Here is a 25,567-nt window from a genome sequence, read left to right as displayed (position 1 = left end):
TGTTTGATGGGGATTAATGGAATGAAACTGGCGGTATTATACTGCGATGGTGATCGCGATGACGCGCATTTGGCGCTGCATTCAAGGTTTAATGCTATTTAGGTCCGCGATTGAGTTCTGGCGCGACAGTGATTTGGCGTGGGCTATGGGCACCATTGCCGATCAATCCAATGGAAATAAGGCCTCTGTTTCGCAGCATCCAACATGTGCTGTCGATCAACGATTAAGTGCAGGCATCGCGGGATTGGAGCGGGTGAAGGGAATCGAACCCTCGTCACTTGCTTGGGAAGCAAAAGCTCTACCATTGAGCTACACCCGCGTCGCCGTTGCTCATAGTGTTTTCGTAAGGACTGCGCAAGGCGCTATGGTGATTTTGCGTCGTGGCATCTGCTCGACCCGGGCAGCATGATGGATGCAGATGATCCAGATATCCTGAATGCCGCGGGTTCTGGATGCGTGCCTTGGGCTTGCCTTCGCCGCCGCCCGTACCGATGAAACCGGTTTGGCGAGAAATTAACGACGGAATTTGTGGCCGTTGAGTGATCTGGGGGGAATTCAAACATGTGAACAGGGGCAGGGTCTGCGTGCCGGCTGCGGTGCGCAAAACGAAACTGATCCAGCGCGGCACGGTCTGCGCGTCAGTCGTTTTGTTCCTCATCTGTTGCGGCCAGAGAATGCGCGCCACCGAGCGCCTGATAGCGTCGCTCCGCCAGCCATTGCAGCCGTTTGGATTGTGTCAGCAGGACACGGCGCAGGCCCCCCTGCACCTTGCGCTCCGAGATGACCTGCGCCAGACGCGACAGGATCAAGGCCCGCCGTGCGATGCGAAAATCCGGATGCGATCTGATCCGATGCACGGGTTCGGAGACCAGACAGTGGCGCAGCGAGGGCGGTTTATCGACAACCATCGTTGCAGTTGGCGGGTCCTTTTCGTTCAACACAGCCTTGAAGGTGCTCTGCACAATCGCTTGTTGATAGATAAGGTCCTCAAGCGCATCCAGATGCGCCTTGGCCGCCGTATCCCCCGCACCGGTGTTTTGGAATTGCGCCAGCGGCCAGACCTCAATCTCATAGACCTCAAAGGGGTCCAGCACGGACATTGCCACCGCATCGGTGCGCTGGTTCGTCAAGTGACGTCGGATACGGGTGCTGAGTTTCTCCTTGGTCTGCCCGACATAGATCGGCTCGCCGTCATAGTCGAAAAACGCATAGACGCCCCACTTGAAACCACCAACCGCACGCGGTTTACCGGTCACGGCATCGTCAAATTTCAACGCCAGAAAACCCGCCAGATTGGCGCGCAAATCTTCAGTCTCAAAGGGCGGGAAATTGGTGTTGTCGGGGTTTCGCGCGATCATGGAGGATCCTTGCCGGGGTCAGGCGACCAAAGCCAGGCGATTGCGATGCAGCACCGGTTCAAAAAGCGTCTGCGACAGATGGCGCACGACGGGTACGGCGACACCGTCGCCCGCGAGCTTATAGGCCGCGTTATAGCGTTCGGGCAGCACATAGCTTTCGGGCAGGCCCATCAACAGGGCGGCCTCGCGTGTGGAGAGCAGACGCGAGCGTATGGTCTTGCCGCTCACCACCATGATGGTCTGGCGGCTTGATCCGCCCGCAGGGGTGCGCAAACAGCCAGCGATCTGATCAAAACGCACTTCGGCGCGCTGGCGTCTGATGCCATCCGGCCCCGTACGGGTGCGCCGATAGATGGTGCCGATCACGCGTTCGCCTGCTTGCGACGCCGCATCGACCTTCTTGCGGTTGTGATCGCTCATCATGTCGAGCAGGTATCTGGTTTCCGCCTTGCTGTGCCACGCCACCCCGGTGGGTTTATTCTCAATCAGGCTGGCGAGGGTGGTGTTGCGCGCGGGGGGCGTGGGCAGGTTCCACCAGCGCCAGCGCGATGCAGCCGTGCGTGACAACAAGTTGCACCCTTCAACTAATGCGGGCGGGTGCCAGAGCGCGCAGGGGCCGTCGCCCGTCAGTCCCGGTGGGACCGCAAGATCGCCGCGAATCCCGATCATGAAAAACCTAGGCCGCGATTGGGGCAGGAAATGCACCGCATCCACGACCATGGCACCGAACCGATAACCGAGCCCGGAGAAGGCGGCGGCCAGTGTCGCGAAATCGCGCCCGCCGTTGCTGGTAATGGCACCGTAGACGTTTTCGAGGGCGATGATTTTCGGCCCCCGACCGTCGGCGTGCAGGGCGCGCATGAGCTGCCAGAAGGGTTTGAACATGCCACTGCGCTTGCCTGCAAGCCCCGCGCCATTGCCCGCCAACGACAGGTCCTGACAGGGGAAGGAGGCCCAGACGAGGTCGGGCGATCCCGGCAGATCATCGCGCGTCACAGCGGCCACATCGCGCAGCAGCAATTCGCGCCCACCGTGATGATTGGCGCGGTAGCTCTCGGCCTTCTGCGGATCATTTTCATTGGCAAACAGGCAGGTCCAGGCATCACCCAGACCGATGCCCGCCATGCCACCGCCCGCAAAGAAGTCATAGTAACTGTGGCGCATCATCTCTCCATCACAATATGTGGTTTATCGCAGGGGATGGGATGCCTTTCAAGGTTTTAGAAGGGTGGTGCGCGCGATAAATCCCGAGGCGAGATCACGCGCGCCGCCGTCGCCTACGCCCGCCCGCCGGGGCATCCCCGCCGCCGGTGTTGAAGGTCGCGGTGGGCAGGGTCACGATGGAATTGAGGATCGGGAAGGGTTCGACCGCATTGGGGATCGCGGAGGCATTGACGAAATGCTCCTGAAAGCGCGGCTCAATGGCGGTCTCGATCTTGTGGATGGCGCGCACAGTAGCCTCGATTTCACCGCGCGCGGCGGTGTTGAGCAGGGCGATGCGGGCCCCGGTCCCGGCGGCGTTGCCCGCCGATGTGACCCGGTCCAGCGGCGCATCGGGGATCATGCCCAAAACCATCGCATGTTTGGTCGAGATATGCGCGCCAAAGGCCCCGGCCAGCACCACGCGGTCGACCTTGTCGACGCCGAATTTATCCATCAACAGACGCGCGCCGGAATAAAGGGCGGCTTTGGCCATCTGGATTTCGCGGATATCGCGGTTGGTGATGGTGATCAGCGGGCCGCCTGCTGCGGCGCCGTCATAGACGCGGTAAGAATAGGTGCGCCCGTCTAGAAAACAGCGGTCCGAGCCGGTTTGTTCGGGCGATCCGATCAGACCGGGTGCGTCGACAATGCCATGCATGCGCATTTCGGCGACCATTTCGATGATACCCGACCCACAGATACCCGTGACGCCGGAGGTCGCGATCACCTCGTCAAAGCCCTCCTCATCCGACCACAGGTCCGAGCCGATGACCTTGAAGCGTGGGGCCTTGCTCACCGGGTCGATTTCCACACGCTCAATGGCACCGGGCGCGGCGCGCTGGCCCGAGCTGATCTGTGCGCCCTCAAAGGCGGGACCGGTGGGCGAGGAACAGGCCAGCACCTTGTCGCGGTTGCCGAGCAGGATTTCCGCATTGGTCCCGACATCCACCACCAGCACCAGATCATCGGATTTATCCGGGGCCTCCGAGAGCGCCACGGCGGCAGCATCCGCGCCGACATGACCGGCGATACAAGGCAGCATATAGATGCGCGCGGAGGGGTGAATGTTGAGCGCCAGATCATCAGCGCGCAGGCGCAGCGCGTTATTCGTGGCCAACGCGAAGGGTGCCTGTCCCAGCTCGAACGGGTCGATGCCGAGCAGGAGGTGATGCATCACCGGGTTGCAGACAAAAACCGCATCCACGATCAATTCCTTGTCGATCCCGGCCTCCACGGCGATCTGCGTAAACAGCCCGCACATGCCCTCGCGCACGGCGCGGGTCATTTCATCGGCCCCTTTTGCGTTCATCATGGAATAGGACACCCGGCTCATCAAATCCTCACCAAAGCGGATCTGAGGATTCATGACGCCCGAAGAGGCGAGAACCTCGCCTGTTTGCAAATCGCACAAGTGGGCCGCGATGGTCGTGGAGCCAAGGTCAACCGCGAGCCCGTAGACCGTACCCTCGTAATACCCCGGCCAGATATTCATAATGCGGGGGCGGTTTTCACCGTCGCCAAGATGCACCGCTACGGTGACTTTCCACGCCCCCTTGCGCAGGATGGGCTGCATGGTTTGCAGGATATGCAGATCGGCAGTGACGTTCTCGATCTCCCACTGGTCTTTCAACGCGTCGCGCAGCCGTTCCAGATCGCCCGAGGGGTCGTGCATGTCCGGCTCTGCGACCTCGACGTAATAGAGCCGCGTGGAGGGGTCGAGCACGATGTCTCGCGCCTCGGCGCGTTTGCGCACCACTTGTTTATGCACCTGGCTTTCGGGGGGAACGTCGATCACCACATCGCCCTGCACGGCGGCCTGACAGCCCAGACGGCGCCCCTCTTTGAGGCCGCGCTTGTCCTGGTAGCGTTGCTCGACGGAGTTCCACTCCGAGAGGGCACCGCCCTGTACGGTCACGCCGTGTTTGGAGAATTCACCGTAGCTCGGCGTGATCTGGCATTTGGAACAAATCCCGCGCCCGCCGCAAACCGAATCAAGATCGACACCGAGCTGGCGTGCGGCAGTCAGGATCGGTGTGCCAACGGCGAAACGTCCGCGTTTGCCGGAGGGGGTGAACACCACGAGAGGGTCATTTGTCATTGCGATCGATTACCTGCGATTGTTTTGCCTGCACCATACCGCCCAGGCACCGGGGCGCAGGCCGTCCAGCGTCACATAATGCGTCTGGCGCGGCATTGCCTGTCTGAAATTATCATATTGATTATGAAATCAACGTGAAGCCACGCCCGCCAAAGCCGGGTTGGACCTGCGGGCGTGAAAGATGAAGCCCAAGAGGTTCAGCAGGATTTGCGCGGCCAGAATGGAGGTCACGCCTGCGGGGTCGTGATCGGGGGAAACCTCGACCAGATCAATGCCGATGATGGGATGGTGTTGGGCGACCGCTTGCAGCAATTCCAGCACCTCGTAATAGAGGAAGCCGCCATGGCTGGGCGTGCCGGTGCCGGGCGCGATGGAGGGGCAGAAGGCGTCGATGTCCAGCGTGATATAGACCGGCGCGCCCTCGGGCAGGGTATTGGCCACGCCGCGCGTGCCCATGTTTCGCGCTTGCCGGACGGAGATGATGTTAGAGCCCATGGCGCGGGCTGCCGCGTAGCCCTCGCGCGCGGTGGAGCTGACGTTGCGGATGCCGACCTGTGTGAGCCCGCTGACGTATTCCATCTCGGCAGCACGGCGCATCGGATTGCCATGACCATGGCGCACCCCGTGGCGTTCATCGACGAAATCCAGATGCGCGTCGATTTGCAGGATATGAAATGATTGGCCGGTATATTCCGGACCGCCATAGGCGCGAATACAAGGAATATTGATCGAATGATCCCCGCCGATCACCACGGGCAACGCACCGGCGGCCAGTGCCGCACGCACACCGGTTTCGATATTGGCGTGGCTTTGCGCGGTATCCGTATGGATGATATCCGCATCACCCATATCCACGATGCGCACCTCGGCGGGCAGATAGGTCGCATCATCCTCGTGATCATAGGCACCCGCGTGGCCAAAGCTGAACAGGGTCGATGCCTCACGCACCCCGCGCGGCCCGAAACGCGCGCCCGCGCGAAACTGCGTGCCAGCGTCAAAGGGCGCGCCGAGCACCGCGACATCGGCGTCGATGGTGTGCCAATCCGCGACAAAGGGCCGCTTGCCAAAGGTGGAAATACCCACAAACGGCAGATCAAGCCTGCCTGCGTCATAGCCATGTGTGCTCATCTGTGTCTCCTTTGGCTGCTGGGGGCAACATCCACGCCGCGCGGGCTTTTGGCAATGGGCCGTTACCCGGGGATTTAAGCCTTTTCATTTTTGCCACATCGTGAAATAGGAAACTGCCAAATGAGACACTCCCAAAGCGAGGTTGCTATGGAGATTCGTGAGGCTTTAACCTTTGATGATGTGCTGCTGGTGCCGGGGGCGTCCTCGGTTCTTCCCTCCACAGCCGATACCCGCACGCGCGTGACGCGCGCCATTTCCATGAACATCCCGCTGCTGAGTTCGGCCATGGATACGGTCACCGAAGCACGCATGGCGATTGCCATGGCACAGGCGGGCGGCATCGGTGTGGTGCATCGTAACCTGTCCATTGAGGAACAGGCGCAAGAGGTACGCCGCGTCAAGCGGTTCGAGAGCGGGATCGTCTATAACCCGATCACCCTGCGCGCCAATCAGACGCTGGCCGATGCCAAGGCATTGCAGGAACGCTACCGCGTCACAGGCTTTCCCGTGGTGGATGAGCGCGGTCGGGTCGTGGGGATCGTGACCAACCGCGACATGCGTTTCGCCAAGGAGGATGCCACGCCGGTCTCGGTGATGATGAGCACGGATAACCTTGCAATTCTGCATGAACCTGCGGATCGCGACGAGGCTATCAGCCTGATGAAGGCGCGCCGGATCGAGAAACTCTTGATCACCGATAAGGACGGTAAACTGACCGGGCTCCTGACGCTTAAGGATACCGAACAGGCCGTGCTGAACCCCACCGCCTGCAAGGATGATTTGGGCCGTCTGCGCGTGGCCGCCGCCACCACTGTGGGGGATGCGGGATTTGAACGCAGCCAGGCCCTGGTCGATGCGGGTGCGGATATGATCGTGATCGATACCGCGCATGGGCATTCCGAAGGGGTCGCCATTGCCGTGCGCCGCGCCAAGGAATTGTCCAATGAGGTCCAGATTGTGGCCGGGAATGTCGCCACCGGTGAAGCGACGCGCGCTTTGATTGATGCGGGCGCGGATGCGGTCAAGGTCGGCATCGGGCCAGGCTCCATCTGCACCACGCGTATGGTGGCAGGCGTTGGCGTGCCGCAATTGACGGCGATCATGGATTGCGCCGCCGCCGCTGGCGACACGCCGGTGATCGCGGATGGCGGCATCAAATTTTCCGGAGATTTCGCCAAGGCAATCGCAGCGGGGGCGTCCTGTGCCATGGTCGGCAGCATGATCGCAGGCACCGATGAAAGCCCCGGCGATGTGATCCTCTATCAGGGGCGCAGCTTCAAAAGCTTTCGCGGCATGGGCAGCCTCGGCGCCATGGCCAGCGGCTCTGCGGATCGCTATTTCCAGAAGGACGCGGCCAGCGATAAGCTGGTGCCGGAGGGTATCGAGGGGCAGGTGGCCTATAAGGGCACTGCCGGTGCCGTGTTGCACCAATTGGTGGGCGGTTTGCGCGCCGCAATGGGTTACACGGGATGCGCGACGGTCGATGAAATGCGCACCAATTGCAAATTCGTCAAGATCACCGGCGCGGGGTTGAAAGAGAGTCACGTGCATGACGTTCAGATCACCCGCGAGTCACCAAACTATCGGGTGGGATGATGCGCATCTGGTTTAATCCGTCGCGTGGGGTGTCGCGGTGACGCCCGGCGCGCGGGTGGCGGCCGCCATCGAGATTTTGGACGTGATCGGTGCGGGTACACCAGCCGAGCAGGCCCTGACCCGCTGGGCGCGTGCCAGCCGTTATGCCGGCTCCAAGGACCGCGCCGCCGTGCGCGATCATGTGTTTGACGTGCTGCGCAACAGGCGGTCCGTGGCCGTGTTGGGCGGTGGCACTGACGGGCGCGCCTTGATGATCGGATTGCTGCGCCAGCAGGGCGAAGACCCGGCGCTGTTCTTTACCGGCGAGGGCCATGCGCCAGCGGCTATGAGCGAGGAGGAGAGGCGAAGCCCCGACTTCTCCGGCGAAACGGGTGAGCGCTGGAACCTGCCCGACTGGATTCTTGCGGAATTCCAGCGCAGTTTGGGGAGCGAGGCCGAGGCCACGGCGCTGGCGCTGGCGCAACGCGCGCCCGTCAGCCTGCGGGTGAACCTGGCCAAGACCACCCGCCTCGGTGCCATGAGCGCGCTGCAAGCCGAAGGGGTAGAGACTGAGATCAACCCGCTGGCAGAAACCGCGCTGAGCGTGACGCTTGGCGCGCGGCGATTGCGCAACAGCCCTGTCTATCTCGAAGGTCTGGTCGAGCTTCAGGATGCCGCCTCTCAGGCGATCATCGCGGATTTGCCTGCGGCTGAGCGGTGCCTTGATTTCTGTGCTGGTGGGGGCGGCAAGGCGCTGGCGATGGCCGCACAGGGGCGTGATGTGAGCGCGCATGACATTGATCCTGGGCGCATGCGTGACCTGCCCGCGCGCGCCCTGCGCGCCGGGACACCTGTTGCGCAGGTTACGCGTGAAACCCTTGGCGCGCTTGATCCTTTCGATCTGGTGCTCTGTGATGCGCCCTGTTCGGGCAGCGGTTCCTGGCGGCGCGCACCCCACGCCAAATGGGCCCTTTATCCTGAACGGCTTGATGAGCTAACGCAGATTCAGGACAATATTCTGGATGACGCCGTGCAAAGCGTGCACCCGAACGGCTGGCTGATCTATGCTACCTGTTCCGTCCTGCGGGTTGAAAACGAAGACCGCGTCGCAACATTTGTGGAACGGAACCCCGACTGGCATTGTACATTCGAACGCCGCTTCAGCGTATCAGACACAGGTGACGGTTTTTTTTCTGCACACTTGACGCGCGTGAAGGACTGACCATACTCAACCTTAAGGCGTTCATCTATCGTGGTTAAGCCAAGCTTAACTTCTGCCACGTGTTAATGCCTCAATGATTCGAAGTAATAGGAGTATGATTTTGCCGGGAAGCGCCTTGACACCGTCCAAGCTGACGCGCATCGCGCTGCACGCTCAAAAACGGTTGGGAACGCTTGTTCTAACTGCCGTGCTGCTGGGAATATTGGCGCTCGCCGCGCCCCACCCGCTCTTGCGGCAGGCGTTATTTTCGGCTTGCATTGCCCTGATTGGGCTTAGTGGGCTGTTGATGTGGCTTTCCCATCGATTTTCCGCGCGCCGCACCGATACGCTGGCGACGATTTCGGATTTCATCGATAACGACGCCGCCCCGAGTTTTCTGGCAGATGAAGAGGGCGAAATTCTCTCTGCAAACCTGTCCGCGCGTAAACGTTTTGAGGCCGATCTGGGGGCTACTGTAAGCGGGACGCTGAAAAACACCCTCGCCAACCCAAGCGGGATCATGTTTCGCCTTCAGGTTCGCGCCGACACGGAAGGTTGCGCGCGTGAAGACCTGGTGACACGGCGCGGGCATATCCGCCTGTCGGTGCACCCCGCTGGTACCGGGCAGTATCTATGGCGCCTGGAAGATGTGCCAAATGCGCAACAAACTGCGGATGGGCCGATGCTCCCGATGCTGCTGGTAGGGCGCACGAACGCGGTTCTTTATATGAACGAAGAGGCGCGAAAACTCGCCGGGGGGCGGATCAAATCGCTTGACCGCTTGTTCAAATACCTGCCCATCGTGCCGGGAACCGTCTGTGATATCACGGGGGTCGAGGGGCCGACGCGCGCCTTGGTCAGCGAAGTGGAAGCCGGAGCGGGTCGGCGTGCGATCTACCTGTTGCCGCCAGGAGCCGAAACACTTGCCAGCGATGGTTGGAACGTTTTTCAGGACTTACCGGTACCGCTCCTCAAGGTCAGCCCCGAGGGCGATATTCAAGCTTACAACCGTCTGGCCGCCAGTTTGATCGGTATTTCGCTCAAGAACAAAGTGCATCTGTCAGATCTGATGGAAGGGCTTGGGCGTTCCATCACCGGGTGGCTCGCCGAAACACTGGCCGGGCGCGCTACGCAGCAATCGGAATTCCTGCGCCTCAAACGCACCGATAAGGAGGTGTTCGTTCAGGTCACGCTCAACCGCGTCACCGAAGAGGGAAAGCCTGCGCTTATTGCCGTCCTCAATGATGCGACCGAATTGAAGTCACTCGAGGCGCAATTCGTCCAAAGCCAGAAAATGCAGGCCATCGGGCAATTGGCCGGCGGGGTGGCGCATGATTTCAACAACCTGCTCACGGCGATTTCGGGCCATTGTGACCTGCTGCTGCTGCGCCATGATCAGGGCGATCCCGATTTCAGCGATCTGGTGCAGATCAATCAGAACGCCAATCGTGCCGCCGCCCTTGTGGGGCAATTGTTGGCATTTTCGCGCAAACAGACCCTGCGCCCGGAAACGCTGGATATGCGCGATACACTGTCCGATCTGACCCATCTTTTGAACCGGCTGGTGGGCGAAAAAATCACCCTAACGCTGAGCCATGATCCGGTTTTGCCACCAATCCGCGCGGATAAGCGTCAGTTGGAACAGGTGTTGATGAACCTGGTGGTCAATGCACGCGATGCGATGCGGCAAGGCGGGGAGATTCGCATCGTAACCGAATGTACCGATCTGAACGCGCCGCTGGAACGGGACCGCGTGAGCGTGCCGGTCGGGCGCTACGTCACGGTTCAGGTCTCAGATGACGGCGTCGGGATTGCGCCGGATAAGCTGCAAAAGGTTTTCGAACCGTTTTTCACCACAAAGCGGACCGGTGAAGGCACGGGGCTGGGCCTGTCCACGGCTTATGGTATTATCAAACAAACGGGCGGTTACATTTTTGTCGATAGCAAGTTGGAGGTCGGGACGACGTTCACACTCTATTTCCCGGTTCTCGAAGAGGTCGACCTGCCCGTGGCCGCACCCAAACCGATCGAGGTAAAACCAGCCGCCAAGCATGGGGATGGTGTCATTTTGCTGGTGGAAGACGAGGCACCTGTGCGCGCCTTTGCCAGCCGCGCGCTACGTCTGCGGGGGTATACGGTTTTGGAGGCGGATTCGGCGGAGGCGGCGTTAAAGACATTGGAGGATGCGTCGCTGAATATCGACGTTTTTGTCACCGATGTCGTAATGCCGGGTATGGACGGGCCAAGTTGGGTGCGCGAGGCGCTCAAGGAGCGCCCGGGCGTGAGGGTCGTGTTTGTTTCGGGATATGCCGAGGACAGTTTCGGCGAAGCCCAGATCAAGATTCCCAATTCGGTGTTTCTGCCCAAACCCTTCTCGCTGAGCGATCTGACCGATACGGTTCACCGTCAATTGCATTAAGTGCGGCCTGCAAGATTGCGACACCTCAGACCAAACCTCCATATCTCTCGCGCAGGCATGGAATTTGGGACTGCCATGAGCACACATTGCACCGTGGGTTGGGGTGATTTTTACATCATATACGCATCATAACAATTTGTTTTTTATGATCCTTTTACCATCCGCACCAAATTGCGGGCAAATTCCAGTCAATTTAAACCGCTCTTTAACCAGATTCGGTTGATGATCATTTAGTGAAATTTTGATTGAAATGTTCTCTTTTTGATCTCATAAGGAACGGAATGAGAACATCCTGTTTTCGCTATAGCGGCGTCATTGCTGATTTTGGCGAAGTATGACACTAAAAGGAAACGCAATGGCAACGGCAGATTTATTGAGCATGAACAGCAAAAAAACAGCAGACAAGCAGAAGGCGCTTGATTCCGCCCTGGCGCAGATTGAACGGCAGTTCGGCAAGGGTTCGATCATGAAGCTCGGTACCGCTGGTGCGGTTCAGGATATTAAATCAAGCTCCACCGGATCGCTGGGTCTTGATATCGCGCTTGGGATCGGCGGTCTGCCAATGGGGCGCATCGTTGAGATTTACGGACCCGAAAGCTCCGGCAAAACCACGCTGACACTGCATTGTGTTGCCGAACAGCAGAAAGCCGGCGGCGTATGTGCGTTTGTGGATGCGGAACACGCGCTTGATCCCAGCTATGCCAAAAAGCTCGGCGTGGACATCGACGAATTGCTGATCAGCCAACCCGACACGGGCGAGCAGGCGTTGGAAATCACCGACACGCTGGTGCGCTCGGGCGCGGTGAACATGGTCGTGGTCGATTCGGTTGCGGCCCTGACGCCGAAATCCGAGCTTGAAGGTGACATGGGTGACAGTTCTGTCGGCGTGCAGGCCCGCCTGATGAGCCAGGCCATGCGCAAACTGACCGGTTCGATCAGCCGCAGCAACTGCATGGTCATCTTCATCAACCAGATCCGTATGAAAATCGGCGTCATGTTCGGCTCGCCTGAAACGACGACAGGTGGTAATGCGCTCAAATTCTATTCTTCCGTGCGTCTGGACATCCGCCGCATCGGCGCGCTCAAGGACCGCGATGAAATCGTCGGCAACCACACCCGCGTCAAGGTTGTGAAAAACAAGGTCGCGGCCCCCTTCAAGCAGGTGGAATTTGACATCATGTATGGCGAAGGCATCTCCAAGATGGGCGAATTGCTTGATCTGGGCGTGGCCGCCGGGGTCGTGGATAAATCGGGCTCCTGGTTCAGCTATGGCGATGAACGCATCGGGCAAGGGCGTGAGAACGCCAAAGGTTTCCTGCGTGAAAACGTCCAGATGGCGCTGGAGATCGAAGATAAGATCCGCGCCGCACATGGTCTGGATTTCGACATGCCAAAAGCCGAGCGCAAAGACGATGACGGCGTGCTGGAGGCCTGACCCTTCCAAGCATAAACCAAAATGCAGGGCGTGCCAAAGCGGCGCGCCCTGTTTTCGTTGCCACACCCCGCTTGCCCCGTGGACAGCGGCCATCGGGGCGGCTATTTGAGCAAGACGTGAAATTCCTGCTCAAAGGCCCCGCATCATGCAAACGCTGAACGATATCCGCTCCACCTTCCTGTCCTATTTCGACAAGCAGGGCCATGCGGTCGTGTCTTCAAGCCCGCTGGTCCCGCGCAATGATCCAACATTGATGTTCGCCAATTCCGGCATGGTGCAGTTCAAGAACCTGTTTACCGGCATTGAGACACGAGATTATCAACGCGCCACCACCGCACAGAAATGCGTGCGCGCCGGTGGCAAGCACAATGATCTGGACAATGTCGGCATGACCGCGCGCCATTTGACTTTCTTCGAGATGCTTGGGAACTTCAGCTTTGGCGATTATTTCAAGGAGCAAGCCATTCCCTTTGCCTGGGAAGTGCTGACCAAGGAGTTGGGCATTCCCAAGGAAAAGCTGTTGGTCACGGTCTATCACACCGATGAAGAGGCCGCCGCGATCTGGAAAAAAGTTGCAGGCCTGCCCGATGACCGCATCATCCGGATCGCCACGGATGATAATTTCTGGCGGATGGGGCCGACCGGTCCCTGTGGGCCGTGCACCGAGGTGTTTTTCGATCATGGCGATCACATCTGGGGTGGTCCTCCCGGCTCGCCGGAAGAGGATGGGGACCGGTTCATCGAAATCTGGAATCTCGTTTTCATGCAGGATGAACAATTCGAGGACGGCTCAACCAAACCGCTGCCCATGCAATCCATTGACACGGGCATGGGCCTGGAACGGATTTCATCCCTGCTTCAGGGCACCAATAACGTCTTTGAAACTGACCTGATGCGGGCTTTGGTGGAGGCCTCCGCAGATGCCTCCTCTACCGGGACCGATGATAAGGTCATCACGCACCACAGGGTCATTGCAGATCATCTGCGCTCGACGTCCTTCCTGATGGCGGATGGGGTGATGCCGTCCAATGATGGGCGCGGCTATGTCTTGCGCCGGATCATGCGCCGCGCCATGCGTCATGCGCATCTTCTGGGGGCAAAAGATCCTCTGATGCACCGGCTTGTGCCTGCTTTGGTGCGCCAGATGGGCGCGGCCTATCCCGAACTCGGTCAGGCCCAGAGCATGATTGAACAGACGCTGTTGCAAGAGGAAACCCGGTTCCGCCAGACATTGGAGCGCGGGCTAAAACTTCTCGACGAAGAGCTTGTGCATTTGGATGACGGCGCGACCTTGCCGGGAAAAACAGCCTTCAAGCTTTATGACACTTTTGGATTTCCGCTTGATCTGACCCAGGATGCGCTGCGTGAAAAAGGCCGCGCTGTGGACACCGAAGGGTTTGATGCCGCGATGGCCGAGCAGAAAGCCAAGGCGCGCGCGGCGTGGTCTGGATCGGGGGAAGCGGCGGATGCGACAATCTGGTTCGATGTCGCGGATCAGCACGGCGCGACGGATTTTCTGGGCTATGACACGGAAATGGCTGAGGGTCAGATCGTAGCGTTGGTGCAGGATGGGGCCGCGGTTGGCTCGGTTAAAACCGGTGATAGCGTGCAGATCGCGCTGAACCAGACGCCGTTTTACGCCGAAAGCGGGGGTCAGATCGGGGATCGTGGCACGTTGCGCACAGCCAGCGGTGTCGCCGACATCACCGATACGCGCAAAACCGCTGGCGTTTTCGTTCACATCGCCCAAATCACGCAAGGCACCCTAAAAGTCGGCGAGGCGGCTGTACTGGAAGTCGACCATTCCCGCCGCGCGGCGATCCGGGCAAACCATTCGGCCACGCATTTGTTGCACGAAGCCTTGCGCGAGGCCCTGGGCGATCACGTGGCGCAGCGCGGATCATTGAACGCGGATGACCGTTTGCGCTTTGATTTCAGTCATACCCAGGCGTTGAGCCGGGAGGAGCTGATCGGGGTGGAAATGGATGTGAACGCCTATATTCGCCAAAACGCGGCGGTTGAGACTCGCATCATGACGCCCGATGATGCCCGTGCGCTCGGCGCGCAAGCGCTTTTTGGCGAAAAATATGGCGATGAGGTACGTGTCGTTTCAATGGGTCAAAAGGCAGGGTCCGGCAAGGGCGCGGATGAGGCGACCTATTCGCTGGAGCTCTGCGGCGGTACGCATGTGCGCCGGACCGGGGACATCGGGGCGTTCGTTATGCTTGGGGACAGCGCAAGCAGTGCCGGGGTGCGTCGGATCGAAGCCCTAACCGGCGCTGCGGCCCTCTCATATCTGCGCGGGCAGGATGATCGTTTGGCGCAGGTCGCGCTTGATCTCAAGGCACCGTCCAGTGATGTGCCCGAGCGGGTACGCGCTTTGATGGAAGAGCGGCGCGCTTTGTCCAATGAGGTGGCGCAATTGCGCCGGGAACTGGCCATGTCGGGCGGCGGTGGCGCGGCAGTGCCGGAAACCCGTGACGTCGGCGGCGTGGCCTTCATGGCGCAGGTCGTATCCGGTATCACGGGCAAAGACCTCCCCGCGCTCGTGGATCAATTCAAAGACAAACTTGGCAGCGGGGCGGTATTGCTGATCGCAGAAGCCGACGGCAAAGTGGCGGTGGCGGCGGGCGTGACCAAAGACCTCATCGCGAAGCTTTCTGCCGTTGATATCGTCAAGGCCGCAGTGGCGGAACTTGGCGGCAAAGGCGGTGGTGGACGCCCCGATATGGCGCAGGGCGGCGCAAAAGACGCGCAAAATGCAGCGGCTGCAATCGCGGCTGCCGAAGCAGTGGTAAAAGGATAAAACGATGGGTGCTCTATGGATTGCACATGTGACGGTCACCGATGAGGAGGCCTATGGCAAATACGCAGCCCTCGCGACACAGGCGATTGCCGATCACGGTGGCGTATTTATTGCGAGAGGCGGTCGGTTTGTCCAACTCGAAGGACAAGCCCGCCCGCGCAATGTTGTTGCGCGTTTTCCGGATGTCGAAACCGCAGAAAAATGTTACAATTCCGAAGTTTATCAGCGAGCATTAAGCCACGCACGCGACGCCAGTGAACGCGAATTGATGATCATAGAGATCAGCGAATAAAAAAGGCCGCTCCAATCGAGCGGCCCTTTTTACGGTCTTCGGCGCGTGGCTCAGCCCGCGCGCGCCATGCGTTTGCGCTCATGCGGATCAAGATAACGCTTGCGCAAGCGGATCGCATTTGGGGTCACTTCGACCAACTCATCATCGTCAATATAGGCGATGGCCTCTTCAAGGCTCAGCGTGATTGGCGTTGTCAACCGCACCGCTTCATCGGTGCCGGAGGCGCGCACATTGGTCAGTTTTTTGCCCTTCAGCGGGTTCACCTCAAGATCGTTTTCACGGCTGTGCTCGCCGATGATCATACCGGTGTAAATGTCGGTCTGCGCGCCAATCATCATCCGGCCGCGCTCTTCGAGGTTCCACAGCGCATAGGCGACCGATGTCCCGTTTTCCATGGAAATCAAAACGCCCGCACGCCGTCCCGGGATCGCGCCCTTATGCGGCGCCCAGGCATGAAACACCCGGTTCAAGACGCCCGTGCCGCGCGTATCGGTCAGGAATTCGCCGTGATAGCCGATCAAACCGCGCGAGGGCACATGCGCCACGATACGTGTTTTGCCCGCACCGGCGGGTTTCATCTCGACCAGTTCACCGCGCCGCACGCCAGTTATTTTTTCGATCACAGCGCCGGAATATTCATCATCCACGTCAATCGTGGCCTCCTCAATGGGCTCATGACGCACGCCGTCAATGTCGCGAAACAACACCTGCGGGCGCGAAATACTCAGCTCGAATCCCTCGCGGCGCATGTTTTCGATCAAAACGCCCATCTGCAATTCGCCGCGTCCCGCGACCTCAAAGGCCTCACCACCAGGCGTGTCGCTGATCTTGATTGCAACGTTGGATTCGGCCTCTTTCATCAGGCGTTCGCGGATCACGCGGCTCTGAACTTTCTTGCCGTCACGTCCGGCAAGCGGGCTGTCATTGATACCAAATGTCACCGTGATGGTGGGTGGATCAATTGGTTGTGCGGGCAGGGCGGTGGTGACTTGCGGCGCGACGATACTATCGGCCACGGTTGCTTTGGACATGCCAGCAAGGCTCACGATATCGCCTGCTTCGGCCAGATCAATCGGTTGCTGGTTCAGCCCACGGAAGGCGAGGATTTTTGTCACGCGAAAATTCTCGATCAACCCGCCATCACGCGTCAGAGCCTTGACGGTTTCGCCCGCTTTCAGTGTTCCGGCTTCGACCCGACCAGTCAGGATGCGCCCGATGAAGGGATCCGCGCCGAGGGTCGTGGCCAGCATTTGAAACGGTTCTTCGCGGCGCGCAACCTGCGCAGGACTTGGCACATGTTCGACCACCAGATCGAACAACGCGGAGAGATCTTTGCGCGGTCCGTCCAATTCAATATCGGCCCAGCCGTTACGCCCCGAAGCATACATTGCGGGGAAATCAAGCTGGTTGTCATCCGCCCCGAGGTTGGCGAACAGATCGAAACATTCATCGAGCGCACGGTCGGGTTCCGCATCGGGCTTATCGACCTTGTTCAACACCACAATCGGACGCAACCCCAGCGCCAGCGCCTTGGAGGTTACGAATTTGGTTTGCGGCATCGGCCCTTCGGCGGCATCCACCAGTAACACAACACCGTCGACCATCGATAGAATGCGCTCGACTTCCCCGCCGAAATCGGCGTGACCGGGCGTGTCCACGATATTGATGCGGGTGCCTTTCCACTCCACCGAAGTGGCTTTGGCGAGGATGGTAATACCGCGCTCGCGCTCCAGATCATTACTATCCATGGCGCGTTCGGCGGTGGCTTGATTTTCGCGGTAGGTGCCCGATTGTTTGAGCAATTCATCCACAAGCGTGGTTTTACCGTGGTCAACGTGAGCGATGATTGCGATGTTTCGCAGGTCCATGACGAGAGCCTTTATTGGGGAATGTCGCGCCGGGAGCGCGTTTGTTTGGGGGCGCATACCGCGCCTCCTGCCAGATTGCTAGGGGAAATCTGCAAAGACGGCTAACGCCTAATGGCTGGTGCTTTGGGAAAACAGGTGAATGATCAGAATACCGGCAATGATCAGGCTCAACCCCAGCACAGCCGGCATGTCGAGGTGCTGGCCAAAAATCACGAAACCGATGATCGAAATCATCACGATGCCGAGGCCGGACCAGATCGCATAGACGATCCCGACAGGCATGAATTTCAACGCCAATGCCAGCAGATAAAACGAAACGCCATAAGCGATCACCACCAACACAGAGGGCCACAGGCGGCTGAATTGCTGACTGGCTTGCAGCGCGGTCGTGCCAATTGTTTCGGCGATGATGGCCACAATGAGGTAGATGTAATGCGGCGGCATGAGCGGACCTTTTTTGTTCAGAGGGTTTGTTCAGAGGGGCAGGACGTGGGTGTCTTTGATCTGTTCCATGACGAAACTGGCCGATACATCCGAAAGCGGGACGCGGCGGATCAGAGCCTGATAGAGGCGATCATAATCGGCCATATCGGCAACCCGCGCGCGGATAAGATAATCCAGATCACCCGTCATACGGTAGACCCCGAGGATTTCAGGCATGGTTTGTGTGGCCTTTTTGAAGGTTTCCAGCCAGTCGGGGGCATGGGCATTGGTGCGGATCATCATGAAGACCATTAGCCCAAGCCCGAGCTTGTCGGGATCCAGCAGGGTCACACGCGCCGAAATGACGCCTGCGGTTTCAAGCGCCTTGATACGGCGCCAACAAGCGTTGCGGCTGAGGTGGACCGCAGCTCCGAGCGCGTCAAGCGATTGGCTGGCATCCTGTTGCAGGAGCGCCAGGATTCGTCGGTCGATATCATCAATTGTCACCATAAATACGGTTATGTCGGGATATTCTCACACCGTAAATCGAATTAGCGCAATTATTGGGAAAAATTTTCAAATATGCATGATTATAAACGACGAAACACAAAGGAGACCTCGCATGATCCAACGTATTTTTCTGTCCCACCCGGCGACTGTCGATGAGACTTTTCTTCAACACATGTGGTTCGCGATGCGTTTCGCGGCCCTGCTCTTTGGCGCGGCGGGGGCGGCGCTGGTGCATGCCTTCATCCCATGCCTGTTCGAGAAAACCGCAAGCCGGATCATCACGCGCCTATATGGGCGCATCCATAACCGGGGCCATTGAGTGTTTGGCTCGCCCGGCCGCCCGCTGCGGCAGGGCCTTGAGGGCTACCCCGCCAGCGCCTTGTTGAGGTTCTCGTCGATCTTCTCAAGAAAGCCCATAGTGGTCAGCCAGCGTTGATCCGGGCCAACCAGAAGCGCGAGATCCTTGGTCATGAAGCCGCTTTCCACGGTATCGACCACAGTTTTCTCCAGCGTTTCGGCAAAATGCGCGAGCGGCGTATTGTCATCGAGTTTTGCGCGGTGCTTTAATCCGCCCGTCCAGGCGTAGATCGAGGCGATGGAATTGGTGGAGGTCTGCTCCCCCTTTTGATGCTGGCGGTAGTGGCGCGTTACCGTGCCATGCGCGGCCTCTGATTCCACGACCTGCCCGTCCGGGGTCATCAGAACGGAGGCCATGAGGCCGAGAGAGCCAAACCCCTGCGCAACAGTGTCGGACTGCACATCCCCATCGTAATTCTTGCACGCCCAGACATAGCCACCGGACCATTTCATGGCAGAGGCCACCATATCGTCGATCAGGCGGTGTTCGTACCAGATACCCGCCTCCTTGAATCTATCTGCAAATTCAGTGTCGTAAATCTGCTGGAACAGCTCCAGAAACCGCCCGTCATATTGTTTTAGAATGGTATTTTTCGTGGAGAGATACACCGGCCAGCCCATGTTTAACCCGTAATTCAGCGAGGCGCGCGCGAAATCGATGATAGATTTATCAAGATTATACATCGCCATGACCACACCGCTGTCGGGCGCGTCAAACACCTCGCGTTCGATCACGGTCCCGTCTGCGCCTTCGAACTTCAATGTGATCTTGCCCGCACCGGGAAATTTGAAATCTGTGGCTTTATATTGATCGCCGTAAGCATGCCGCCCCACCACAATCGGTTTGGTCCAGCCGGGCACGAGGCGCGGCACGTTGCGGCAGATGATCGGCTGGCGGAAAATCACACCGCCCAGAATATTGCGGATCGTGCCATTGGGCGAACGCCACATCTGTTTGAGGCCAAACTCCTCCACCCGCGCCTCATCCGGCGTGATGGTGGCACATTTTACGCCAACGCCATGCTGTTTGATCGCATGGGCCGCATCCACGGTGATTTGGTCATCCGTCGCGTCGCGCGCCTCAATCCCGAGATCATAGTATTTCAGGTCGATATCAAGATAGGGCAGGATGAGTTTCTTTTTGATGAAATCCCAAATGATGCGGGTCATTTCATCGCCATCGAGTTCGACCACGGGATTTTCGACCTTGATCTTGGTCATGCGGCGCGTCCTTTGTGACTGTTAAGAGGGGCTGCGGTGGTTAATCGTAGTATATACTCGAAAAATCGGTATGCAATTGCATACTGTTGAGAATTCGTGCCGTGTTGGGCGTGGTTCCTCCCAAAAGTGCATTTCCTTTTGACCTAACGCAGGCGGGGCCAGGCCCATTTATCAACACAAACTGGGCCGGCCCCTGAGGGGTGTAAGGGCAAAACAGTGACGATTTGGTAAACCAGACCCCGTCAGGCGCGCGCGAAAAACGCCGCCAGCCGGGGGCGTAGCCAGGCCCAGACCCCCGGCGCGCCGCGCTTGATCGGGGAGCCGACGCGCGTTTCGAGCTGCGCAAGGTTCACGTTATAATCGCGCCATGTTCCGCCACCATTGGCAAGGTTGGCGATGGGCGTCTGCACCCGGTCGATGGACTTTGCAAACACCGCATCCGGGCTCTGCGCCGCCTCAAATTCATCCCACAGCGCGCGGAAATCCGACGCCTGATCCAGGGGCAACAAGCCGAATATACGCTCGGCGGCGGCGGCCTCTGCAATCGCCACGGCGTGTTCATCGACGTCGCCGTGGATCGGATTGTCACCCGCGTCGATCTCCACCAGATCATGCAACAACAGCATTTTGAGCACCCGGTCGATCTGCACCTCTGCGCTTGCATGCTCTGCCAGCACGAAGGCATAGAGCATCACATGCCATGAGTGTTCTGCGGAATTCTCGAACCGGCTGTCATCATGCAGGCGGGAGGCGCGCAGAATGGATTTCAACCGATCCGCTTCGCTCAGAAAGGCGATCTGTGCCGACAGACGGTCATCCATCGTTGCGCGCCTCATGGGCGATTTGATCCATCAAGGTTTTGAGAACGGCATGCGCACGCTCTTCGGCGCGCCGTACTCGCACAGCCGTCAGATAGGCTTCTTCCATGGTCTGAGACGAACCGCCGATGGCATCCGCAACCTGTCGCACACAGGCATCATCGCCCGTAGCCTTGATGATCTTGAGGCTTTTGAGCGCCAATTCATCCGCGATATCCTCAACCCGCCCCATGGCCTAGCGTGAGGTCTCCGTCAGACGCCGCTTGACGTAGGATGTCGTCGAATCGATCAACGTATCCACATGCGGCTCCTCAAAGAAGTGCCCCGCACCCTCAATCTGCTCATGCGTAATGGTGATGCCCTTTTGCTCATGCAATTTGCTCACCAACGATTCCGTATCGCTGGGCGGGGCTACACGATCCGCAGTCCCGTTGATGATCAGACCCGAGGCCGGGCAGGGCGCGAGGAAGGAGAAATCATACATATTTGCGGGCGGTGCGACCGAGATGAACCCGGTGATTTCCGGGCGGCGCATCAAAAGTTGCATTCCAATCCAGGCCCCGAAGGAGAACCCGGCAACCCAGCAATGTTTGGAGTTGTTGTTCATCGATTGCAGGTAATCCAGCGCGGATGCCGCATCAGACAATTCCCCAATGCCTTGATCATATTCGCCCTGGCTGCGCCCGACGCCGCGGAAATTGAACCGCAGCACGGTGAAGCCCATGTTATAAAACGCGTAATGCATCCTGTGCACGATCACCTGGTTCATCGTCCCGCCAAATTGTGGATGCGGGTGCAGGATGATCGCAATCGGGGCGTCACGTTCTTTTTGGGGGTGGTAGCGGCCTTCGAGGCGGCCTTCGGGTCCGGGAAAAATGACCTCGGGCATGAGCGTCCCTGTAACAATGTCTATCGGGCTCACGCGAATTCTTGACGGCTTCGCTCAGGCACCTTAGAACGGTTCTAATTTGAGCGCACTGCGTGTGTCGAAGTGCGAAACCCGGACTTAGGCATTTTATTGCGCCGCGTCAATCTAATGCGCGCGTGCCACGAGCGAGAGGAGCCCAACTGTGAAGCTTTCGACAAAAGGACGTTACGCCATGGTTGCTTTGGCCGACATCGCCTTGCAGCCAGAAGGGCAGTTGGTCACGCTGGGGGATATTGCCGCGCGTCAATCCGTGTCGCTGCCCTATCTGGAACAGCTTTTCGTGAAACTGCGCCGGGCGGAACTGGTGGCGTCGGTGCGCGGTCCGGGGGGCGGGTATCGTCTGGCGCGGCGCGCCTCCGATATCCGCGTCGTAGATGTCCTGTCGGCGGTGGATGAAACGGTGGACGCCATGCACAAGGGGGCAGGGGCCTCCGGTGGTGCCTCGGGCAGCCGTGCGCAATCTCTGACGAACCGGCTGTGGGAAGGCTTGAGCGCGCATGTCTATGTCTTCCTGCACCAGACGCGCCTGTCCGACGTGATCGCCAACGAACTTGTGCCCTGTCCCGCCGTGCCGCACTTGTTTGACGTTGTGGATGAAGAATGAGCCGGGTTTATCTCGATCATAACGCAACGACCCCGCTTCGGGCCGAGGCGCGTGATGCGATGATCGCCGCGATGGATGTGATGGGCAATCCGTCCTCCGTGCATGCAGAAGGGCGCGCGGCCAAGGGGCTTTTGGAACAGGCACGGGCGCAGGTGGCCGCCTTGGTCGGTTGCACACCATCACAGGTAATTTTCACCGCAAGCGCGACGGAGGCCGCAGCCTTGGCCGCGGCGCAAAAAGATCAACATGGTGGCGTTTTTGCGGCCTTGCCAACCGAGCATGATTGTCTGCGGGTCTGGGCGGACGAAGAGTTGCCCGCATTTTTCGGACAAGATGGCAACGAAGACCGGTCCGGCTACGGGGTAATGGACTGGCTCTGTGATAAGGTCGAAGATTTTTGGGATCACACCGACGGACCGCTTGCCCTGATGGCCATGTCGGCTGCAAACAGCGAGACGGGCATATTGACACCTCGCGCACGGGTGTCTCCGAGCGGTCGTTTGAATACCTTGGCTATCGGGGTCCTGCCCTATTCCGTTGTCTGCGATATTACGCAGATGGCGGGTAAGATGCCGGTGCTATACGAGAAAGACACCAAACGCACATCTCATGGGGACAGACGGCCCGCCTACATGATCCTGTCGGCGCACAAGTTGGGGGGCCCGAAAGGTGTGGGGGCGCTGATCAATTTTACCTCTGAGGACCCACAGGCGATTCTGCGCGGGGGTGGTCAGGAAATGGGCCGACGGTCCGGCACGGAAAACATCATCGGGATTGCCGGTTTTGGTGCCGCAGCAGAGGCGGCGGCCCGTGATGTTGCCGCCGGACGGTGGGAAGAAATCGCCGAACTTAGAAAGATTCTAGAAAACACCCTTGCAGACGCCGCCAAGACGACTATTTTTGTCGGGAAAAGCGCAAATCGCCTGCCGAATACAAGCTGTTTTGCCACGCCGGGCTGGAAGGGCGAGGCGCAGGTGATCCAGATGGACCTTGCTGGTTTCGCCATTAGCGCGGGATCGGCCTGCTCCAGCGGCAAGGTGAAGGCCAGCAACGTGTTGCGGGCGATGGGCTATGACGAAGAAACCGCCAGCAGCGCGATCCGCGTGTCGCTGGGATTGGAGACAACCGAGCAGGACATCCGGCGCTTCGCCGAAGCCTGGCTTGACAAAGAACGTAAATTTCGTGCCCGCGCGGCGTGAACCTTGGAGGATATGATGACTGCACTGGATCAACCACTGGACGATGTTCAAGTGAAAGAAGGCGTCGATCAGGACACTGTGGATGCGGTGCGCGAGGTTGGCGGCAAATATAAACACGGCTGGTCGACCGACATCGAAATGGAATACGCCCCCAAAGGGTTGTCGCCCGACATCGTGCGCCTGATTTCGGAGAAAAACGAAGAGCCGGAATGGATGCTGGAATGGCGCCTGGCCGCCTATGATCGTTGGCTGCAAAAGACGGAACCGACATGGGCGATGGTCGATTATCCTGAGATTGATTTTCAGGACCAATATTACTACGCCCGTCCCAAATCGATGGAAGTCAAGCCGAAATCCCTGGATGAGGTCGACCCCAAGCTTCTGGAAACATACAAGAAACTCGGTATTCCGCTGAAGGAACAGATGATCCTGGCCGGTGTCGAGGGGGCCGAGGAACTTGGCGATGAGCCGCGCAAGGTAGCGGTGGATGCGGTGTTTGATTCCGTCTCGCTGGGTACGACCTTTCGCGATGAATTGATGAAGGCCGGTGTGATCTTCTGCTCGATTTCCGAGGCGATCAAGGATCACCCAGAACTGGTTAAGAAATACCTCGGGTCCGTTGTGCCTGTAAGCGACAACTATTATGCGACGCTGAATTCCGCGGTGTTTTCCGATGGTTCCTTCGTCTACGTGCCGCCGGGCGTGCGCTGCCCGATGGAACTCTCGACCTATTTCCGTATCAACGCCGAAAACACCGGCCAATTCGAACGCACGCTGATCATCGCGGATAAGGGCTCATATGTGTCCTACCTTGAGGGCTGCACCGCCCCGCAACGCGACATCGCGCAACTGCACGCGGCCGTGGTCGAGATCATCATCGAGGAAGACGCGGAGGTGAAATATTCCACCGTGCAAAACTGGTATCCCGGTGATGAAAACGGCAAGGGCGGGATTTATAATTTCGTGACCAAACGCGCGGATTGTCGGGGCGATCGCGCCAAGGTGATGTGGACACAGGTGGAAACCGGCTCCGCGGTAACGTGGAAATACCCCTCCTGCATTTTGCGCGGGGATGACAGCCAGGGCGAGTTTTACTCCATCGCCATCACCAACAACATGCAGCAGGCCGATACCGGCACCAAGATGATCCACCTGGGCAAGCGCACCAAATCGCGCATCGTCTCCAAGGGGATTTCCGCCGGCAAAGCGCAGAACACCTATCGCGGGTTGGTCTCGATGCACCCCAAGGCCAAGGAATCGCGCAACTATACGCAATGCGATAGCCTGCTGATCGGCGGCGATTGTGGTGCGCATACGGTGCCCTATATTGAAGTGCGCAACAATTCCTCGCGGGTGGAGCATGAGGCGACGACCTCCAAAGTGGATGACGATCAGCTTTTCTATTGCCGCTCGCGCGGGATGGACGAAGAAGAGGCCGTCGCGCTGGTGGTGAACGGCTTCTGCAAAGACGTGCTGCAGGCGCTGCCGATGGAGTTCGCCATGGAAGCGCAGCAGTTGGTGGCGATTTCGCTCGAAGGGTCTGTGGGGTAATGCTTTGTGCGGTCTTGGGAATTTTATGCACACAGGTCGATGCATTTTATTATCCAGACAAAAACGACCTAACCGTTCATGAAGAGTTTCTCGACGTGGGGTCAGTGGAGCAGTGCAGGGTGATTGTGCAACGGGCAGCAGCCGAAAATGGCGATCCAAATCTTACCCGTGGGGACTATGAATGCGGTGTTGATCCGACTGGATCGTTTGGTGACATGAAAGTTTATAAAGAGACGGTTCGATGATCCTAACCACCACCAACACGATTCAAAACCGCACGATCACCGCCTATAAAGGCATCGTTGTGGGCGAGGCGATCATGGGCGCGAATATCGTGCGGGATTTCTTTGCCTCCGTGACGGATGTGATCGGTGGGCGCTCGGGCGCTTATGAGAGCAAACTCAAGGATGCCCGCGATGAGGCCATGCAGGAGATTGAGGAACGCGCCGCCGCCCTCGGGGCCAACGCTGTGGTCGGAATTGATCTGGATTACGAGGTAATCGGGGATTCCATGCTGATGGTTTCTGTCTCCGGCACCGCCGTCACAATTACATAAAGAACACGTCGCAAGAC

23 protein-coding genes and 1 tRNA gene are annotated in these 25,567 nt (G+C 58.8%); 11 read left to right on the top strand and 13 right to left on the bottom strand.

Annotation, left to right across the window (positions count from 1 at the left end):
* Positions 1-245 precede the first annotated feature (245 nt).
* From ROLI_RS10455 to speB, 6 genes are all read right to left on the bottom strand, one after another.
* Positions 246-319: transfer RNA gene (locus ROLI_RS10455), tRNA-Gly, on the bottom strand.
* The gene (locus tag ROLI_RS10450) at positions 299-658 is read right to left on the bottom strand and encodes a hypothetical protein (protein ID WP_187430631.1); all 360 of its coding nucleotides are present in this window, start codon (positions 656-658) and stop codon (positions 299-301) included. Before ROLI_RS10450 ends, ROLI_RS10455 begins: the two co-directional genes overlap by 21 nt.
* The gene (locus tag ROLI_RS10445) at positions 639-1,358 is read right to left on the bottom strand and encodes a GIY-YIG nuclease family protein (protein ID WP_187430632.1); all 720 of its coding nucleotides are present in this window, start codon (positions 1,356-1,358) and stop codon (positions 639-641) included. The genes ROLI_RS10450 and ROLI_RS10445 overlap by 20 nt, the downstream gene beginning before the upstream one ends.
* An 18-nt stretch (positions 1,359-1,376) precedes the next feature.
* Positions 1,377-2,522 carry a DNA cytosine methyltransferase gene (locus ROLI_RS10440; protein ID WP_187430661.1) on the bottom strand — a complete coding sequence of 382 codons (1,146 nt, stop codon included), beginning with the start codon at positions 2,520-2,522 and terminating at the stop codon, positions 1,377-1,379.
* Positions 2,523-2,616: 94 nt separating this feature from the next.
* Complete coding sequence (locus ROLI_RS10435; protein WP_187430633.1) at positions 2,617-4,659, bottom strand: ASKHA domain-containing protein; 2,043 nt, start codon at positions 4,657-4,659, stop codon at positions 2,617-2,619.
* A gap of 129 nt (positions 4,660-4,788) precedes the next feature.
* Positions 4,789-5,787, bottom strand: coding sequence for an agmatinase (gene speB, locus ROLI_RS10430; protein ID WP_187430634.1), 999 nt, complete (start codon positions 5,785-5,787; stop codon positions 4,789-4,791).
* Positions 5,788-5,934: 147 nt separating this feature from the next.
* Between speB and guaB the strand changes: the two genes are divergently transcribed.
* The 6 genes from guaB (at position 5,935) to ROLI_RS10400 (ending at position 15,515) form a co-directional block, all read left to right on the top strand.
* The gene (guaB, locus tag ROLI_RS10425) at positions 5,935-7,383 is read left to right on the top strand and encodes an IMP dehydrogenase (RefSeq protein ID WP_187430662.1); all 1,449 of its coding nucleotides are present in this window, start codon (positions 5,935-5,937) and stop codon (positions 7,381-7,383) included.
* A gap of 37 nt (positions 7,384-7,420) precedes the next feature.
* Positions 7,421-8,584 carry an RsmB/NOP family class I SAM-dependent RNA methyltransferase gene (locus ROLI_RS10420; protein WP_187430635.1) on the top strand — a complete coding sequence of 388 codons (1,164 nt, stop codon included), beginning with the start codon at positions 7,421-7,423 and terminating at the stop codon, positions 8,582-8,584.
* A gap of 94 nt (positions 8,585-8,678) precedes the next feature.
* Entirely contained in the window at positions 8,679-10,982 is a 2,304-nt protein-coding gene (locus tag ROLI_RS10415) for an ATP-binding protein (RefSeq protein ID WP_187430636.1), read from the top strand.
* A 355-nt stretch (positions 10,983-11,337) separates the two neighbouring features.
* The gene (gene recA, locus ROLI_RS10410) at positions 11,338-12,417 is read left to right on the top strand and encodes a recombinase RecA (protein WP_187430637.1); all 1,080 of its coding nucleotides are present in this window, start codon (positions 11,338-11,340) and stop codon (positions 12,415-12,417) included.
* Positions 12,418-12,562: 145 nt separating this feature from the next.
* Positions 12,563-15,223, top strand: a complete 2,661-nt coding sequence (gene alaS, locus ROLI_RS10405) for an alanine--tRNA ligase (RefSeq protein ID WP_187430638.1) — start codon at positions 12,563-12,565, stop codon at positions 15,221-15,223.
* 4 nt (positions 15,224-15,227) lie between these two features.
* On the top strand, positions 15,228-15,515 hold the full coding sequence (locus ROLI_RS10400) for a DUF1330 domain-containing protein (protein ID WP_187430639.1): 288 nt from the start codon (positions 15,228-15,230) through the stop codon (positions 15,513-15,515).
* Between the two features lie 50 nt (positions 15,516-15,565).
* Here the strand turns inward: ROLI_RS10400 and typA are convergent, their stop codons facing one another.
* The 3 genes from typA to ROLI_RS10385 form a co-directional block, all read right to left on the bottom strand.
* Positions 15,566-17,383, bottom strand: coding sequence for a translational GTPase TypA (gene typA / locus ROLI_RS10395; protein ID WP_187430640.1), 1,818 nt, complete (start codon positions 17,381-17,383; stop codon positions 15,566-15,568).
* Between the two features lie 108 nt (positions 17,384-17,491).
* Complete coding sequence (locus tag ROLI_RS10390; protein WP_187430641.1) at positions 17,492-17,827, bottom strand: multidrug efflux SMR transporter; 336 nt, start codon at positions 17,825-17,827, stop codon at positions 17,492-17,494.
* 30 nt (positions 17,828-17,857) lie between these two features.
* Positions 17,858-18,316: an Lrp/AsnC family transcriptional regulator gene (locus ROLI_RS10385; RefSeq protein WP_187430642.1), complete on the bottom strand. Its 459-nt coding sequence runs from the start codon at positions 18,314-18,316 to the stop codon at positions 17,858-17,860.
* Positions 18,317-18,428: 112 nt separating this feature from the next.
* Here ROLI_RS10385 and ROLI_RS10380 point away from each other — a divergent pair, with 112 nt between their 5' ends.
* On the top strand, positions 18,429-18,635 hold the full coding sequence (locus ROLI_RS10380) for a DUF6356 family protein (RefSeq protein ID WP_187430643.1): 207 nt from the start codon (positions 18,429-18,431) through the stop codon (positions 18,633-18,635).
* Between the two features lie 44 nt (positions 18,636-18,679).
* On the opposite strand, the gene ROLI_RS10375 is transcribed toward ROLI_RS10380, so the two are convergent.
* From ROLI_RS10375 to ROLI_RS10360, 4 genes are all read right to left on the bottom strand, one after another.
* Positions 18,680-19,894 carry an NADP-dependent isocitrate dehydrogenase gene (locus tag ROLI_RS10375; RefSeq protein WP_187430644.1) on the bottom strand — a complete coding sequence of 405 codons (1,215 nt, stop codon included), beginning with the start codon at positions 19,892-19,894 and terminating at the stop codon, positions 18,680-18,682.
* Positions 19,895-20,136: 242 nt separating this feature from the next.
* The gene (locus tag ROLI_RS10370) at positions 20,137-20,715 is read right to left on the bottom strand and encodes an HD family hydrolase (protein ID WP_187430645.1); all 579 of its coding nucleotides are present in this window, start codon (positions 20,713-20,715) and stop codon (positions 20,137-20,139) included.
* The gene (locus ROLI_RS10365) at positions 20,708-20,944 is read right to left on the bottom strand and encodes a hypothetical protein (RefSeq protein WP_187430646.1); all 237 of its coding nucleotides are present in this window, start codon (positions 20,942-20,944) and stop codon (positions 20,708-20,710) included. Before ROLI_RS10365 ends, ROLI_RS10370 begins: the two co-directional genes overlap by 8 nt.
* Before the next feature lie 3 nt (positions 20,945-20,947).
* On the bottom strand, positions 20,948-21,601 hold the full coding sequence (locus tag ROLI_RS10360) for an alpha/beta hydrolase (protein ID WP_187430647.1): 654 nt from the start codon (positions 21,599-21,601) through the stop codon (positions 20,948-20,950).
* A 181-nt stretch (positions 21,602-21,782) separates the two neighbouring features.
* Here ROLI_RS10360 and ROLI_RS10355 point away from each other — a divergent pair, with 181 nt between their 5' ends.
* From ROLI_RS10355 to ROLI_RS10340, 4 genes are all read left to right on the top strand, one after another.
* The gene (locus ROLI_RS10355) at positions 21,783-22,244 is read left to right on the top strand and encodes an Rrf2 family transcriptional regulator (protein ID WP_187430648.1); all 462 of its coding nucleotides are present in this window, start codon (positions 21,783-21,785) and stop codon (positions 22,242-22,244) included.
* Positions 22,241-23,443 carry a cysteine desulfurase family protein gene (locus ROLI_RS10350; protein ID WP_187430649.1) on the top strand — a complete coding sequence of 401 codons (1,203 nt, stop codon included), beginning with the start codon at positions 22,241-22,243 and terminating at the stop codon, positions 23,441-23,443. The genes ROLI_RS10355 and ROLI_RS10350 overlap by 4 nt, the downstream gene beginning before the upstream one ends.
* Positions 23,444-23,458: 15 nt before the next feature.
* Entirely contained in the window at positions 23,459-24,994 is a 1,536-nt protein-coding gene (sufB, locus tag ROLI_RS10345) for a Fe-S cluster assembly protein SufB (RefSeq protein WP_187430663.1), read from the top strand.
* 241 nt (positions 24,995-25,235) lie between these two features.
* Positions 25,236-25,550: a heavy metal-binding domain-containing protein gene (locus ROLI_RS10340; RefSeq protein ID WP_187430650.1), complete on the top strand. Its 315-nt coding sequence runs from the start codon at positions 25,236-25,238 to the stop codon at positions 25,548-25,550.
* The last annotated feature ends 17 nt before the right edge of the window (positions 25,551-25,567 follow it).

Origin of the sequence: Roseobacter fucihabitans (genome assembly GCF_014337925.2) — a bacterium.
Classification (GTDB): Bacteria; Pseudomonadota; Alphaproteobacteria; order Rhodobacterales; family Rhodobacteraceae; genus Roseobacter; species Roseobacter fucihabitans.
The sequence above is the reverse complement of the archived record's forward strand: the minus strand, read 5'-3'. Positions and strand labels throughout refer to the sequence as shown.